This window comes from Alcanivorax sediminis, assembly GCF_009601165.1.
GTDB classification, from domain to species: Bacteria; Pseudomonadota; Gammaproteobacteria; order Pseudomonadales; family Alcanivoracaceae; genus Alcanivorax; species Alcanivorax sediminis.
Map to the genome: position 1 here is coordinate 2,350,192 of NZ_WIRE01000001.1, position 14,379 is coordinate 2,364,570.

14 protein-coding genes and 1 tRNA gene are annotated in these 14,379 nt (G+C 54.2%); 11 read left to right on the plus strand and 4 right to left on the minus strand.

Features of this window, described 5'->3' with window-relative positions; all coding sequences use genetic code 11:
• Positions 1 to 8: 8 nt before the first annotated feature.
• A complete protein-coding gene (gene arsC / locus GFN93_RS10680) occupies positions 9 to 365 on the minus strand; it encodes an arsenate reductase (glutaredoxin) (RefSeq protein ID WP_153501079.1) in 357 nt (118 codons plus the stop codon).
• A 75-nt stretch (positions 366 to 440) separates the two neighbouring features.
• On the opposite strand from arsC, the gene GFN93_RS10685 reads away from it, so the two are divergent.
• From GFN93_RS10685 to GFN93_RS10725, 9 genes are all read left to right on the plus strand, one after another.
• On the plus strand, positions 441 to 1,733 hold the full coding sequence (locus tag GFN93_RS10685) for a YihY family inner membrane protein (protein ID WP_235901794.1): 1,293 nt from the start codon (positions 441 to 443) through the stop codon (positions 1,731 to 1,733).
• Entirely contained in the window at positions 1,723 to 1,992 is a 270-nt protein-coding gene (locus GFN93_RS10690; protein ID WP_153501080.1) for an acylphosphatase, read from the plus strand. Before GFN93_RS10685 ends, GFN93_RS10690 begins: the two co-directional genes overlap by 11 nt.
• On the plus strand, positions 1,989 to 2,873 hold the full coding sequence (locus tag GFN93_RS10695; RefSeq protein WP_153501081.1) for an alpha/beta fold hydrolase: 885 nt from the start codon (positions 1,989 to 1,991) through the stop codon (positions 2,871 to 2,873). The genes GFN93_RS10690 and GFN93_RS10695 overlap by 4 nt, the downstream gene beginning before the upstream one ends.
• Positions 2,874 to 2,968: 95 nt before the next feature.
• On the plus strand, positions 2,969 to 4,477 hold the full coding sequence (locus GFN93_RS10700) for a fumarate hydratase (protein WP_153501082.1): 1,509 nt from the start codon (positions 2,969 to 2,971) through the stop codon (positions 4,475 to 4,477).
• A 505-nt stretch (positions 4,478 to 4,982) separates the two neighbouring features.
• Positions 4,983 to 6,140, plus strand: coding sequence for a Shedu immune nuclease family protein (locus tag GFN93_RS10705; RefSeq protein ID WP_153501083.1), 1,158 nt, complete (start codon positions 4,983 to 4,985; stop codon positions 6,138 to 6,140).
• Between the two features lie 148 nt (positions 6,141 to 6,288).
• Positions 6,289 to 7,062, plus strand: a complete 774-nt coding sequence (locus GFN93_RS10710; RefSeq protein WP_153501084.1) for a hypothetical protein — start codon at positions 6,289 to 6,291, stop codon at positions 7,060 to 7,062.
• 169 nt (positions 7,063 to 7,231) lie between these two features.
• Positions 7,232 to 7,633 carry a DUF6713 family protein gene (locus tag GFN93_RS10715; protein WP_153501085.1) on the plus strand — a complete coding sequence of 134 codons (402 nt, stop codon included), beginning with the start codon at positions 7,232 to 7,234 and terminating at the stop codon, positions 7,631 to 7,633.
• A gap of 92 nt (positions 7,634 to 7,725) precedes the next feature.
• On the plus strand, positions 7,726 to 7,971 hold the full coding sequence (locus GFN93_RS10720) for a DUF2164 domain-containing protein (protein WP_153501086.1): 246 nt from the start codon (positions 7,726 to 7,728) through the stop codon (positions 7,969 to 7,971).
• A gap of 66 nt (positions 7,972 to 8,037) precedes the next feature.
• Positions 8,038 to 8,274 (plus strand): hypothetical protein, encoded by a 237-nt coding sequence (locus GFN93_RS10725; RefSeq protein ID WP_153501087.1) that lies wholly within the window; start codon positions 8,038 to 8,040, stop codon positions 8,272 to 8,274.
• Positions 8,275 to 8,685: 411 nt separating this feature from the next.
• Here the strand turns inward: GFN93_RS10725 and GFN93_RS10730 are convergent, their stop codons facing one another.
• Both GFN93_RS10730 and GFN93_RS10735 read right to left on the minus strand, forming a co-directional pair.
• Entirely contained in the window at positions 8,686 to 11,355 is a 2,670-nt protein-coding gene (locus tag GFN93_RS10730; RefSeq protein ID WP_153501088.1) for an efflux RND transporter permease subunit, read from the minus strand.
• A 29-nt stretch (positions 11,356 to 11,384) separates the two neighbouring features.
• Positions 11,385 to 11,819, minus strand: a complete 435-nt coding sequence (locus GFN93_RS10735; protein WP_153501089.1) for an SRPBCC family protein — start codon at positions 11,817 to 11,819, stop codon at positions 11,385 to 11,387.
• Between the two features lie 152 nt (positions 11,820 to 11,971).
• Here GFN93_RS10735 and GFN93_RS10740 point away from each other — a divergent pair, with 152 nt between their 5' ends.
• The gene (locus GFN93_RS10740; RefSeq protein ID WP_153501090.1) at positions 11,972 to 12,997 is read left to right on the plus strand and encodes an AraC family transcriptional regulator; all 1,026 of its coding nucleotides are present in this window, start codon (positions 11,972 to 11,974) and stop codon (positions 12,995 to 12,997) included.
• Positions 12,998 to 13,087: 90 nt separating this feature from the next.
• On the plus strand, positions 13,088 to 14,149 hold the full coding sequence (locus tag GFN93_RS10745) for a transporter (RefSeq protein WP_153501091.1): 1,062 nt from the start codon (positions 13,088 to 13,090) through the stop codon (positions 14,147 to 14,149).
• Positions 14,150 to 14,273: 124 nt separating this feature from the next.
• Here GFN93_RS10745 and GFN93_RS10750 read toward each other — a convergent pair.
• A tRNA-Thr gene (locus GFN93_RS10750) sits at positions 14,274 to 14,349 on the minus strand.
• Positions 14,350 to 14,379: the final 30 nt, after the last annotated feature.

The window sequence follows — 14,379 nt, forward strand, 5'->3', positions numbered from 1 at the left end:
ATTTGCCTTTACTTGCCGATCAGCTGCAGGACATTTTCCGGTGGCCTACCCAGTACTGCCTTGTCGCCACAAACCACAATCGGGCGTTCAATCAATTTCGGGTAAGCGGCCAGGGCAGCGATCACATCCTTGTCGCTGCTATCCTTGCTCAGTCCTGCCGTAGCGTAATCGGCTTCCTTGTTACGCACCAGATCATGAGCCTTTGCCAGCCCCAGTTTCTTGATCAGTGTCTGCAGCGTCGCCGTATCAGGTGTGTCTTCCAGATACTTTACAATGGTGGGCGTGACGCCGTTTTCTTCCAGTAATGCCAGTGTCTGGCGGGACTTGGAGCAGCGCGGATTATGGAAAATAGTGTAGTCGGTCATTGCTTTGCATATTCTGTGAGTTCGCCGACATTGTAAGCTGCCGGTACACGGTGGCAAGGAGAGGATGCCTTTTCTATGAAGGAGCCCATGGATACGGATGATGCGCTGATCCCGGTGCGCCCGCGGCTGGATTCGATCCGCGCCTTTTTCAGCCTGTTGATTCGCCAATTCAATGAAGATGGCTGTCGGCAGAGCGCCGCTGCGCTGACCTACACTACACTGTTCGCGATTGTCCCTGTCATGACGGTGACTTTTGCCATCCTCTCATCGGCGCCGGCGCTGAAGGAAAAAGGTATACAGTTTCAGCAATGGGCTTTTGAATATTTCGTGCCTTCTGCAGGGAATATGCTGCTGGAACACCTGCAGTCCTTCGCCCGTCAGGCCAGCAACCTCACAGAAGTGGGGGTCGCTTTCCTTGTGGTGACCTCAGTACTGATGTTGCGCACCATTGAGCAGACGCTCAACCGTATCTGGAAAGTGAAAAGCGGGCGCACGGGGCTCACCGGTTTAATGATGTACTGGGCAGTGTTGTCATTGGGGCCGATCTGCCTCGGGGCGGGGCTGGCGATCAGTTCCTACCTCACGTCCATGAGTGTCTTTAGTGAAACGGTGAGTTACCTTGGTGGTGTGCGGCTGTGGTTGTCGGTGCTTCCCTTTATTTTCACCACACTTCTGCTGACATTACTCTATACCGTTGTGCCGAATACCAGCGTGCCATTTCGGCAGGGCTTGTTGGGTGCCGCCTGTGCTGCACTGTTGTTTGAGCTGGCCAAAAGTGGCTTTGCTCTTTTCGTGAAACAGGCGCCCAGCTACCAGGTGGTCTACGGCGCCTTCGCAGCGGTGCCCATGTTTTTGCTTTGGCTGTATGTGTCCTGGATCATCGTGCTGGGCGGCGCGGAACTGGTCAGGGCGCTGGTGGTGTTCCAGGAACACCGTAGCAAGGTCCCTCGCATGCATGCCTTGCTCCGGCTGTTGCATGTGTTCTGGGAACGGCAACAACATGGCAAAACGCTGCGTAGCCGGGAGGTGCGCAAGGTCATGCGCCAATCCGGGATTTCCCAGTGGGATGAATTCCGCAATCTGTTACTGGATGCGCGTGTTATTCAGCGTACCGACGAGGGCGGTTATATCCTGTCCAGGGATTTGCGTAACCTGACGCTGGCCCAGTTGCTGGCTGCGTTGCCCTGGCCGTTGCACACCCAGCTTCGCATCCGCAGCCAGCAGGACATGCAACCCTGGGAAGGCCGCCTGAAAGAGCACATGGATGAAGCCCGCGGAGAGTTGATGCACACCCTGAAAGTGCCGTTGGACGATTTATTCAGGGGAGAACCCAAGGCAAAGGATTCGGAGGAGACAAATGCTGACTAGGCATGTACTGGTAACGGGGATGGTTCAGGGAGTAGGCTATCGCGCCTGGACTCGACAGGCCGCCCTGCAGCGCAATCTGGTCGGCTGGGTTCGCAATCTGGCAGACGGGCGAGTGGAGGCCGTGCTCCAGGGAGAGGATGAGAACGTACTGGATATGCTGGATGCCATGCGTCAGGGGCCGGCTATGGCCAGGGTCGAAGCGATACAAAGCCGTGACGAAGAGGCACTGGCGACCAATTATTTTGAGGTGGCGGGATGAAACAGGTTGAGCTGGTTAACGGAGATCTTCGCTTTCCTGCCCTGATGGCGGGCGAAGGGGAGCCCGTTATTTTGTTGCACGGCTTTCCTGATACCTATGAAAACTGGGCGGTGCAGATTAATGCCATCGCCAAGGCGGGTTATACGGCCATTGCCCCCGCGTTGCGTGGTTATGCTCCCGGCTGCCAGCCCGGAAACGGGGATTACTCCCTTTATGCTGCAGTGGACGATCTGATGGTGTTCGCGGCGCAACTGGGTGGGCGAGTTCATTTGATTGGCCATGACTGGGGTGCTGTGGTGGGTTATCTGGCCTGTGCCCAGTCTCCTGACACCTTCTGTTCATTCAGCGCGCTGGCGATTCCGCCGGTTCGCCGCATTCCCCAGGCACTGTTAAAAGTGCCGGAACAAATCCTGCTCAGTGGTTACATGCAGTTCTTCCAGTTGCCGCTGGCGCCGGAAGCCTGGCTCACCAAGGGCGACCTGAACGGGGTGGAAGCATTGTGGCGGCGTTGGTCTCCCGACTGGGAGCCCGAAATGTACCTGGACAACGCCAAGCACACTCTGGCCGAACCCGGTGTGATCCCGGCGGCGCTGGCCTGGTACCGATCCCTGTTCAAGGTGTGGAAGAAGGAACACCGCAAGGCACGGGCCTGGCTGAGTCGGGATCTGGAAACTCCTACCCAGATTCTGATTGGCGAAAACGATGGCTGCATGAGCCCCAAGCTCCTCAAAGAGACCCTCTTCGAGAGCGACTTCAAGGGTGGGGTAGAGGTGCAAACTGTTGCTGGAGCAGGGCATTTTCTCCATCTGGAGAAGCCGGACGAAGTCAATGCCCACTTGCTGCGCATGCTCAAAGCCACTGAATGTGACTGGGCGCTGTAGCCGCCCTGTAAAAACCCGCCAAAAGTCGGTTTTCTCCTGCTTTGATGTCTGGGCTATACTACCGCCCCCAAATTCAGTCCCAGCAGGAGTTCCCCATGACGGTGATTCGCCAGGATGACCTGATCCAGAGCGTGGCAGATGCCTTGCAGTACATTTCCTACTACCACCCGGTCGATTTCATCCGCGCGGTGAAAGAGGCCTATGAGAAGGAAGAAAGCAAGGCCGCCAAGGACGCCATGGCGCAGATCCTGATCAACTCCCGCATGGCCGCCATGGGCCACCGCCCGATCTGTCAGGACACCGGTATCGTCACCGTATTTGCCAAGGTGGGCATGAATGTCACCTTTGAAGGCGACATGAGCCTGGATGACATGATCAACGAAGGCGTGCGTCGCGCCTATAACCACCCGGACAATGTTCTGCGTGCATCGGTGCTGGCGGATCCGGACGGTAAACGCGCCAACACCAAGGACAACACACCTGCGGTGATCAATTACTCCATCGTGCCCGGCGATACCCTGGAAATCGATGTGGCCGCCAAAGGCGGTGGCTCTGAAGCCAAATCCAAGTTCGCCATGCTCAACCCGTCCGATTCCGTGGTGGACTGGGTGCTGGAACAGATTCCGAAAATGGGCGCCGGCTGGTGCCCGCCGGGCATGCTGGGCATCGGCATTGGCGGTACCGCCGAGAAAGCCATGCTGATTGCCAAAGAAGCCCTCATGGATCCCATCGACATTCACGAGCTGCAGGCTCGTGGCGCCCAGACCCGCTCTGAAGAGCTGCGTCTGGAGCTGTTCGAGAAAGTAAACGCCCTGGGCGTGGGCGCACAGGGGCTGGGTGGTCTTACCACCGTGCTGGACGTGAAAGTGGTGGATTACCCCACCCACGCTGCCAACAAGCCGGTTGCCCTGATCCCCAACTGCGCGGCCACCCGTCACGCGCACTTTATCCTCGACGGCACCGGCCCGGCGGATCTGAAAGCACCGGATCTGGAAGAGTGGCCCGACATTGCCTGGGGAAACGACGAAGGTGCCAAGCGCGTCAATCTGGACACCATTACTCCGGAAGAAGTACAGACCTGGCAGCCCGGCGACACCTTGCTGCTGTCCGGCAAGTTGCTCACCGGCCGTGATGCGGCGCACAAGCGCATGGTGGACATGATTTCCAAAGGCGAAAAACTGCCGGTGGACTTCACCAACCGCTTTATCTACTACGTGGGCCCGGTAGATCCGGTCGGCGACGAAGTCGTCGGTCCTGCTGGTCCGACCACCGCTACCCGCATGGACAAGTTCACCCGCACCATGCTGGAAGAAACCGGTTTGATTGGCATGGTCGGTAAAGCCGAGCGTGGTGATGCCGCCATCGAAGCCATCAAGGACAACAAGGCCGTGTACCTCATGGCCGTGGGCGGCGCCGCCTACCTGGTGTCCAAAGCGATCCGCAAATCCCGCGTGGCGGCCTTTGAAGATCTGGGCATGGAAGCCATCTACGAATTCGAAGTGGAAGACATGCCCGTCACTGTGGCCGTGGACTCCGCAGGCGAATCCGTACACAAGACCGGCCCGGTCATCTGGAAACAGAAGATCGCAGAAAAGAGCGCGTAGTAACGCCGTTCTTTGAACTACAAAAAAGCCGCGTGTGTTACGCGGCTTTTTTTTTGGGTTCAAAGAACGGCCGCATCACGCATCACGCATCACGCAACAAGCTACACGCTTAACCCAAACCGATCATCCGTAGGAGCCTGCCTGCAGGCGATACGAGCCAAAGCGAGGTACGATTTCACCCCCAACTCGCATTCAAAACTTCCCCGTTTTCACCCGCTCGCAAGTTGAATTTGTAGGATATGGCTTACATATTTTTGTAAGTGGTTGAGATAAGGTGGTTTTTCAAAAAAGAGGATGCAAGAAAAGTCCGAGTAAAAACTCCCGTTCAAAACGCAAGTGCAAGAAAAGTCTGTTGAGAGTGATTCCTGCCTGTGGGGTAAGTCACTGATTGATAGACGATTTGATGTGATTCTTGGGTCAGGGTTTATCGGGGATATAAAGCAAAGTGTTATATCGCATCTGCAATTGAATAAACTGTTAGCTTCTCGGAGTAGAAACCGAAATTATGGATGACGATTACCAAAATCCCCGGTCGGGAAAGACCTATATAAGCCCTTCACTCCAAGCTTTTGGTGATAAGGAGAGAAGGGTTCGTATTGCATCTAAAATTCTACCTTCTGAAGATGGATATGAGTATGCAAAAGAGCGCGATGAGGTAGTCTTAAGAAAGAAGCCAGACGCAAAAACTTATATAACAGCGAAGTTCTTAGAAGATACTAGGCAAACCTTCGTTTTAACTGTCCAAAAGTTTGTATCAGAAACAGGACAGCCTTATGGGTCTGGATTTTCATTTGTAGGTGAAGAAATAGGCCGGTTCTGCGAGTTTCTAGCAAATATCCAATCCGTAGATTTCAAGAACAGAGCCAGAGTAAATATTACTGATGAAGAGCTTCGAAAAATAGCTTTAACCTCTCATCAGGCAAAGGCCTTTCTTGCTGAAAATCAAGAATTGTTTGCTGAAGTACTCAAATCCGAGGTGACTACAGAAGACCTTGTTGCAGTAGGCTTTCGAAAGAAGCAGTTAAGTGTCTATGACAATCTTCTGCATGACCAAAACTACTTCGACGATTTAAAAAATATTAAGAAATGCTCTAATGAAGCTTTATGGCAAAAGTACTTTGAAAAGAACCCTTGGGTATTTGGTTATGGGCTAGGTTACATATTCTTGTCCAGTCTCGATGATAGAAAGCTAGAGCAAGTAGTCCAAGGGCATAGCGTAGATTCGCATGGCAAGCGTGTTGATGCTCTTATGAAAACAAAAGGCATTATTTCCAATCTATGCTTTGTTGAAATCAAGACTCACACGACTGCTTTGCTAGAGGCTAATCCTTATCGCTCAGGCTGCTGGGCGCCTTCGAAAGAATTGGCTGGTGCTATCGCGCAAGTCCAAGGTACTGTCGCCTCAGCTGTGGAAAATCTATCTAGCAGAATTAATCCCAGTGATAGTGAGGGCAACCCAACTGGCGAGGAAATTTATAATTACCAACCTAAATCCTATTTGGTAATAGGCAGTATGGGAGAATTTGTGTCAGAGCATGGCGTGAACAAAGACAAACTGAGGTCATTTGAGCTGCTTCGTAAAAATACTTCTAACCCAGAAATTATTACATTTGATGAACTGTATGAGCGTGCAAAATTCATTGTCCAGCACAACCAAAGCTAACAAAGCGCTGCTGCCGGACAATTTTTCCGCTGCGCTTCAAAATTGCCGCAGAGCGCGGCGTTAGCTTTCAATGGAAAGTTCAGTGCCAGTCCTAGTCCGCCTCGACAGTAATGTCATTATTGATATGTGTGACGGAAGGCGAGATGCCTTGAAGTCCGCAATTATTCAGTCTGTAAACAACGGAAAGTATCTATTTCCATTTAGTGCATCTCAAGTTTCCGAAATTACTCAATATCCTATTACACAAAGGTGCGAGAGCCGGTTAGCGTTTCTCAGCCAAATTAGCAAAAATGTGTACTTTGCCAATTGCATTCAGACATACGAATATCGTGTTGAATCTCCATTGGAAGTCTATGAAACGTTAAATTCAGCGTTACCTAAGCTAAATGAAAATGCGTTATTTGCCAACTTCATACCCCACGAACAGGTTGTGAAATATAGGTCGCAGCTAGGATTAGACCCAGCCGAACTCAATAACCTTTCTGGGAAAGAGGCAGTGAGAAAAATCGACGAAGCCATTAACTCATCAATACCGCCAGAAATAGACGCACCAAGATCTATCATGGAGATACTAGAAATCAGCAAGGGTATCACTCGGGAAAAATTTTCTCCGTTGTGGGAGTGTTTAGGAAAAACCGAAGGAATAATGACGCGTGGTGCAGATTTGCAGGGGATTTTCTCTATGCTTGAAACATTCGGCTACTGGCCAGATAGCAAAGGAGTCTATGCTAAAGGTTCTCGGTTTCCAGATTCTCAACACCTTTTTGATGCACAACACTGTGTCAAACTGGTAACCAATGACAAGGGAATGAAAAACAGAGCAGAAGCTGCATACATTGTCTCTGGAATTTCGACTCAGGTAATGTTCACCAAAGAGTTTGAACATGAAATAGTTGAAAGTGATCTTCCCCACCAAAAGTAGACACCGATTTACGCACATATCTTCAGGTAATCCTGCTCATATCCAAGAGGGGCCGGGGTCAGGTCTTGCTCCGTGCTTAGACGACAAATGACAAGACCACCCCCGTAGTGTTCTCTTTACACTGAATCCACGGTAGAACAGGGAAACACAACCCTCGACGGATCCCGCTATGTCCACAGTTTCCCAGACCCTTTGGCTTAGAACCCTGTTCCTCATCGGCCTCAGCCTACTATTTACCCATGAACTGGATGCCATGACACATAGCGAGTGGCGGGTACTGCCTCTGACCAGCTGGCTTGAGCCGGAGATGGGGCGTTTGGTGTTTGTGGTACTGCATGTGCCCCTGTTCGCGCTGGTGTTAGGCTGGTTGACCAGCCAGTTGCCGCAGCGTGTGCTGCAGGGACAGTTCTGGGTGTCGGTATTTCTGGTGGTGCATGCCGGGTTGCATCTGGCCTTTAGCGGGCAGGCGCACTATACGTTTGAGGGTATGCTTTCCAATACGCTGATCTTTGGCGCTGCGGTGTTTGGGGCGGGGTATCTGGCTGGAAATTACTGGATGGGACGGGCCTAGTCCTGCGGGGTACCCGGAGGAAAATCGCGGTGGAACCACCGCTCATACAGAGCCGGCATCTCATGGTCGGGAAGAATCAAGAAGAGAGGACGATGACGGATATTACCTTCACCGCGGATCAGAAGGCCCGCATGGTCAGCAAGATTAAGAGCTACTTTGAAGATGAACTGCAGCAGGAGATCGGCGGATTTGAGGCGGAGTTCCTGATTGATTTTTTCGCCAGGGAAATTGGCCCTTACTTCTACAATCGAGGTCTGTTTGACGCCCATCAGGTGCTCACCGAGAAGATGGAAGAAGTAGGCTATGTGTTGCAAGAGTTGGAAAACCCGGAAGGATAGGGTTTAGTTGGGTGGTTGTATGGCCCTTGGGTTGGGTATGGATTCATTGAAAAAGGAAAATAAAGAATGGAAAGCCGTGATTATCTTGAAATGACCTTTCGCTCGATCAATTGTTTCTCCGACGATGGGAAGCTGGATGTCAACGAGTTGGACTCGTTGGTACAGATCGCCATGCGTGACGGGGAGATCGATGATAACGAGAAGCGTGTGCTGCGCAATATTATCGACCGGCTGACTCCGGCGGAGTTGACGGCCGAAATGCAGACTCGATTGCTGGCTCTAAAGGAGCAGCACGGGATTTAATTCCGCTGCTGGTGAAAAAGCCGATCTTGTGAGCGGCTTTTTTGTTGGCCATGAATAAGTCCGGGGAGCCCGGCCCCGTCCCTGGGGCGCGGAGATCAATCAGCAGGCTTTCCTGGGGTCACAGTAATGAAGGCCTGTGGGCTACCCGGACGATCAATATACTGTTCATTTGGTCAGTGGTCAAATAAAGGCAGTTTCGAGTTGTGAGTTTCGAGTTGCGAAAGGCAAAACCTAAAACCCGTTGCCGCTAGGGCACCTTCCGGTTTTTGATCTTCGAAACTCGAAACTCGAAACTCGAAACTCGAAACTCGAAACTCGAAACTCGAAACTCGAAACTCGAAACTCGCCCTGGTCTGCGCCAACCGCAGGATCGCTTGCAGGCAAGCTCCTACGGTGGCGGTGGCAGCAAGGTTAGCCAGCTCTCAGCTTCGGTTTGAAGGTGATGAGCAGGGCGGGCAGCAGGGTCAGGTTGCTGAGCAGGGCCACCAGCATGGCGAGGCCGGTGAGCAGGCCGAAGTACACCGTGGGGTTGAAGCTGGACAGCGCCAGGATCGAGAAGCCGGCAATGATGGTGAGCGAGGTGTAGTACATCGCTTTACCAATGGAGCCATGGCAGCGCTTCATGGTGGCGACATAGTCGTTGTCGTTGGGCAGCTCTTCATGGAAGCGGTGGATGTAGTGGATGGTGTCATCCACGGCAATACCGATACTGATGGCGGTGATGGTGATGGTCATCAGGTCCAGTGGCAGGCCAATCCAGCCCATCAAGCCCAATACCAGTGCTGAGGAGACCAGGCTGGGCACCATGCTGATCAGAGCCACGGGCACGCTGCGGAACAGAATTAGCAGCATGAACAGGATAGCGGCAAAGACGTAGCCGAGGGTCTTGATCTGGGAGTCAAACAGGCTCTGCAGCATGTTGTTATAGAGCACCATGGCGCCAGTAAGGTGTACCTGTTCCGGCTGCAGGCCAAAATCGCTTTGCAGATCATGGCGAATCTTGGCCAGCAGGTCGTTACGGTTCAGGTTCTTGTCCGAGTCAATCACCCGCACGCTGATACGAATCTGGTTGCCATCATCGGACAGGTACGGAGTGACCAGCTGCTTTTGCAGATCAGCAGGAATGAACTTGGCCAGCAACATGAGCTGGACATAGGACAAAGGGCCGCCGTTAAGTTTTTCGGCAACCTCATAGGTGGTGGCCAGTGACAGCACTTTGCCGGTTTCCGGCAGGCTCTCCAGGTAGTTCTGAATCTCTACCAGCTGCCCCAGACGGGCCGGGGTAAACCAGTAGGCGTCCTTGAGCGATAGCCCCTGGGAAGACGGCTCGGCAAACGGATCATCGCCCCCTTCGGCAAACGGGTCGGTGGCGGGTATGTCGTCGGCAAAGGGATCACTGTCAGCAAAAGGGTCCTCGCTGGCGAAGGGATCGGTATCACTGGTATCCGACGCGAATGGATCGCTGTTGTCAGAGGCAAAGGGATCGCCGGTTGAATCCTCAAGCGCCTCGCCGTCCCAGCCTTCACTGGCTTGATTGCTCTGTACCACCGCTTTGGGTTCGACCTTGGGCGCATCAATGACGATATCCAGCGGGGTGGTGCCCCCCAGCTTGCGATCAATCTGCACCATGCCCTTGTAGATCTCGGTGTCTTCCTGGAAGTAGTCGATGAAACGGTTTTCCACCGTTAGCCTGGTGATCCCCCAGAGCGACCCGCCCACCATGACCAGTGCAAGCAGCAAGAGGGTGGGGCGGTGCCGTTCGGTAAAACCGGCAAACGCGAGAGTCAGTTCACGGCTGATGTCCTTGCCCTGGCGAGGCTTGCCTGACGGCAAGTGGGAAAGCATGGCCGGGAAGGCCAGGAAGCAGACCACCAGAGCCACGCCCAAGCCAATGGTCATCATCCAGCCGAAGTCGATCACCGGGCGGATGCCACTGATCACCAGTGAGGAGAAGCCCACCATGGTGGTGAGGATCATGTAAATGCTGGGGCGCATCATGTGCGCCGCAGTTTCCTTGATCAGCCAGCTCTGTGAGGCTTCCGGGTTCTCTTCATGCAGTTCCCGAAAGCGAACAGTGAGGTGGATGGTGATGGACATAGTGATGATGAGCAGCAGAGAGATGTAATTGCTGCTGATCACCGACACTTTCCAATCCATCAGCCCCAGTAAGCCGGTGACGACAGTCACGGTAATGGCACAGCACACCAGCGGTACGATCACCCAGCGGGGACGGCGGAAAATGATGAACAGGGCGATGATCAGGAACACCAGAACACCCACACCGAATACCTTGAGATCGGCGCGGATGAAGCTGACCACGTCGGTGGTGATCATGGGCAGACCGCCCAGGAACAAGTCCGCCCTGTCGCGGTAGTTGTCCATGATATCGCGTACCTGCTGGATTTCATCCGCAGTGCGGCCTTGCAACTCGGAATTGTAATCGCTGAAGGCTCGGCTGGCCCTGGCCAGTTCGGCTTTGCCGGCCTCATCCAGTTCACCGCTGCGGTCCTGGGCGCGCAGGTCATTACGGCGATTAAGCAGTTCGAAATATTTCTCGTCCCGTTTGAAGTTTACCAGCAAGGCGGTAGTGCCACCGTCATCACTGACCAGCAGGTCTTCATAGAGCGGGTTGACGTCAGTGAATTCGTCTTCGGCCAGTTGCAGGTCCACATCACTGTCCATCAGTGTGCGGTAGTTGTTGGCCAGTTCGCTGAACTCCACCTGGGGGCTGAACAAGAGGGGGACATCCAGCACGCTGTAAACGGACTTCACCCGGCTGACGTTTTTCAGGTCTTGCTGCAAGCCCTGCAAGTGCTCCAGCGAATCACGCTGGAATAAAGGCGCATCCGTGGGGGTGTACGTAATGACCAGAAAATCACTGCCGCCATAGTTCTTTGAAACCTTGCGGTAGTATTCCAGATCCTTGTCGTTTTCCAGCACCAGGGAGTCGGTGGAAGCATCAATCTGGAAGTGACGGGCTTGCCATCCCGCATACCCGCAAACCAAAGCCAGGAGAACCAGCCAGAAAAGGGGGTGGGCAAGCACCACCCGGCTATAGGCGTTAAACAGCCGATGTGTCATGGATTATTCCGTTGTTGTTGTCAGCGCGTTCAGAACATGGAGGCATATTCTGCGGCAAAGCGGGTATCAAAGCGGTGAATGAGCTTGCCCAGTGGCCAGCCCACCAGAGGCGTCATCAGGCCTTCCGTCCACTCTTCCTGATGAACACGGCAGTTGCCATCGTCGTCATCAAGGAAAGTAAAGCGGTGCAGGATGCGGCCTACGGGGGTATCAAGCCCCCAGGTAATGCGCTCGTCTTTCCGATACTCATACACACGAACGATGACCGGTGCCGGCGGCAAGCCGGGCAGGTCGACCACAAACATCAGGAATGCACCCGGGCGCCAGTCACCATTCAGCAGACGGGCATGGCGGACAATGGAGCACCAGCTTTGCCAGTTGCTGGCATCAGCAAATAGCTTGAATGCCTGTTTTCGCGGGGCAAGGGTGTCGGTGACCTCGTCGACCAGATAGCGTTTCAGCATGATCAATCCTGTTGTTGTCCGTGTTTGGTGGTGATCCTGATGCAAGCCCATAGCTTACCGATGCATCAGGCGGCATAACAGGCCAATTGTGTGTCGCCTGTTGACCCTTGCTGCGGCTTTTTCTAGCTTGGATGGGCCTGCGAGGAACACCTATGACAACAACCATGCTGCCTGCTTCCATTTTGCCTGGCCTTCTGGAGGTTTCCCTGCGAAGCCAGCAAGACATACCGGCACTTTTCGAGCGCCTGGGCATCGATGTGGATATTGTCGGGCGCAGCGACCGGTTTATCAGCCTTTCACAGCTGGATGAACTACTTTTTTCGGCTTTCATGGAAAGTGGTGATCCGCTGTTTGGTCTGCGAGTTGGCGCGGATAACCACTACGGAAATCTGGATCTGCTGGGCAACTTGATGGCCACTGCCGAGACGCTGGGGGCCGGGCTCAATACCTTGTTCCAGTACAAGGACCTGCTGGTGCCCTATCTGGAGTTCAACCTGGATATCGACGCCGGGCGGGCTCGACTGGCGGTGGAGACCGGCTCTCCTGAAATGCGTTTTACCGGCTCCCGTATTCATAATGATCTGGTACTGGCGACCATGGTGGCCATTGGCCGCTCCCTGCTGGCCAGTGACATGCCGCTGGAGCAGGTGCTGTTCCTGCACCCTCAGCCCGATGTCGATGAGTTGGCTTGCTACAGGGAGTTTTTTCAGTGTGCTCTCCAGTTCTCCGCTGGCGTTAATGCCATCGTCTTCCCGGAGTCAGTGCTGCATGCGCCACTGCCACGAGCCTTTCCCAAATATAATGAACGGCTGAAACGCTCCGCTGATCAGGTGATGTCGGGGCTATCCCGGGCTGGTGGGGTGACGGGCAAGGTTTTGCTACGGATTCAGGGCATGTTGGGTGTGGGTGATATCACTATCGAGACGGTGGCGGCGTCACTGGCCATGAGCCCGAGAACCCTGCAGCGGCGGTTGCAGGAGGAAGGGACCCGCTTCGCGGCATTGAGGGATCAGGTCAAGCATCGCCATGCCTGTGAGGCCATGGTGTCCCGTGACTGTGACCTTTCGGCGCTGGCGCAGCAGCTGGGCTTTTCGGACATTGCCAATTTCTATCATGCGTTCAAACGTTGGCAGGGATGCGCCCCCGGCGAGTACCGTCGCCAGCACAGCAAGCCTTGATACGACGTCGAGTGCGGCACTTTGCCGCATTGGATTCTTTCTCAAGCCCGGTAGTCTTGCGCCCCATCTTCAAGCTACCGGGTTTTCATCATGTTGCTGCGTCATTTGCCTGCGTTTTTTCTTGCCGTATCCGCCTTCTTACCTGTTGCTTCACTGGCCCATTACCAGGGGGGGCGGGTTGACAGTCATGCGCCTATCTCTGTGATGGGTGATCACACCCACGGCAAGGGGGAGTGGATGCTTTCCTACCGCTATATGGGGATGAGCATGAGCGGCGCCAAATCCGGCAGCGAATCCCTGAGTACCGAGGAAGCTTTTGCCGAGATTCCGGGTATGGGCATGATGAACATGAAGGTGCTGCCCTATGAAATGACCATGGAGATGCACATGCTGGGCGGCATGTACGCGCCTACAGACAATCTGACGCTGGTGGCCATGTTGCCCTATGCCACCCGTGAGATGACCGCGAAATCGCGGATGACCATGATGATGACAACCACCGAGACTGAGTTTGATACGCAGACGTCCGGGATCGGTGACGTCGCCATCGGCGGGCTTTACAAGTTTTATGATCAGGACGGCTATCGGGTACATCTCAACCTGGTACTGGGTTTGCCCACGGGATCTATTGAGGAAGAGGACTACCTGCCCATGCAGCAGCAGGATGCCCAACTGCCCTATGGCATGCAGCTGGGTTCCGGTAGTTATGAGGCGCGCCCAGGTATCACGGTTAACAAGCAGTTTCCCGGGTGGAGTTGGGGAGCCCAGGCCAGCGCGAAAATTGCACTGGATGAAAACGATCAGGGCTACAAGCTGGGCTCGCGCAGATACCTGAGCGCCTGGGCTGCCAGACCCCTGGCACCCTGGGCATCGGTTTCTGTTGCGGCTTACAAGAGCTGGTGGTCGGATATTCATGGCGAGGCTGGAGACCTGACCGTTTCGCCGATGATGAACCCGGCAGCGGATCCTGATGCCAGAGGCGGCCAGCGTCTGGACCTGGGGCTGGGCGTCAATCTGATGGGCAAGCAGGGGGCCCTGAATGGACACCGTTTGGCCATGGAATACCGGGCGCCGGTCCAGGAGTCTCTGCATGGTATCCAGATGGAAACGGATTACAGTTTTACGCTGGGTTGGCAGAAGGCGTTCAACTAATCCAGGCTTCCCTGTGGTGGGGGTAGCGTATTGGATGCCCTGCAAGGCCACTAGTCCTGACCCTGAAAGAAAGGACACAAAAAAGCCGCACTCGTGAGAGTGCGGCTTTTTTGTGAATTCGAAATGGTGCCGGAACGCGGAATCGAACCGCGGACCTACTGATTACGAATCAGTTGCTCTACCGACTGAGCTATCCCGGCATGCCCGTTGTACAGGGCGGCGCTAGTTTA

Coding starts and splice junctions, on each gene's coding strand:
- arsC (WP_153501079.1), bottom strand. CDS start 365: ATGACCGACTACACTATTTTCCATAATCCGCGCTGCTCCAAGTCCCGC.
- GFN93_RS10685 (WP_235901794.1), top strand. CDS start 441: ATGAAGGAGCCCATGGATACGGATGATGCGCTGATCCCGGTGCGCCCG.
- GFN93_RS10690 (WP_153501080.1), top strand. CDS start 1,723: ATGCTGACTAGGCATGTACTGGTAACGGGGATGGTTCAGGGAGTAGGC.
- GFN93_RS10695 (WP_153501081.1), top strand. CDS start 1,989: ATGAAACAGGTTGAGCTGGTTAACGGAGATCTTCGCTTTCCTGCCCTG.
- GFN93_RS10700 (WP_153501082.1), top strand. CDS start 2,969: ATGACGGTGATTCGCCAGGATGACCTGATCCAGAGCGTGGCAGATGCC.
- GFN93_RS10705 (WP_153501083.1), top strand. CDS start 4,983: ATGGATGACGATTACCAAAATCCCCGGTCGGGAAAGACCTATATAAGC.
- GFN93_RS10715 (WP_153501085.1), top strand. CDS start 7,232: ATGTCCACAGTTTCCCAGACCCTTTGGCTTAGAACCCTGTTCCTCATC.
- GFN93_RS10720 (WP_153501086.1), top strand. CDS start 7,726: ATGACGGATATTACCTTCACCGCGGATCAGAAGGCCCGCATGGTCAGC.
- GFN93_RS10725 (WP_153501087.1), top strand. CDS start 8,038: ATGGAAAGCCGTGATTATCTTGAAATGACCTTTCGCTCGATCAATTGT.
- GFN93_RS10730 (WP_153501088.1), bottom strand. CDS start 11,355: ATGACACATCGGCTGTTTAACGCCTATAGCCGGGTGGTGCTTGCCCAC.
- GFN93_RS10735 (WP_153501089.1), bottom strand. CDS start 11,819: ATGCTGAAACGCTATCTGGTCGACGAGGTCACCGACACCCTTGCCCCG.
- GFN93_RS10740 (WP_153501090.1), top strand. CDS start 11,972: ATGACAACAACCATGCTGCCTGCTTCCATTTTGCCTGGCCTTCTGGAG.
- GFN93_RS10745 (WP_153501091.1), top strand. CDS start 13,088: ATGTTGCTGCGTCATTTGCCTGCGTTTTTTCTTGCCGTATCCGCCTTC.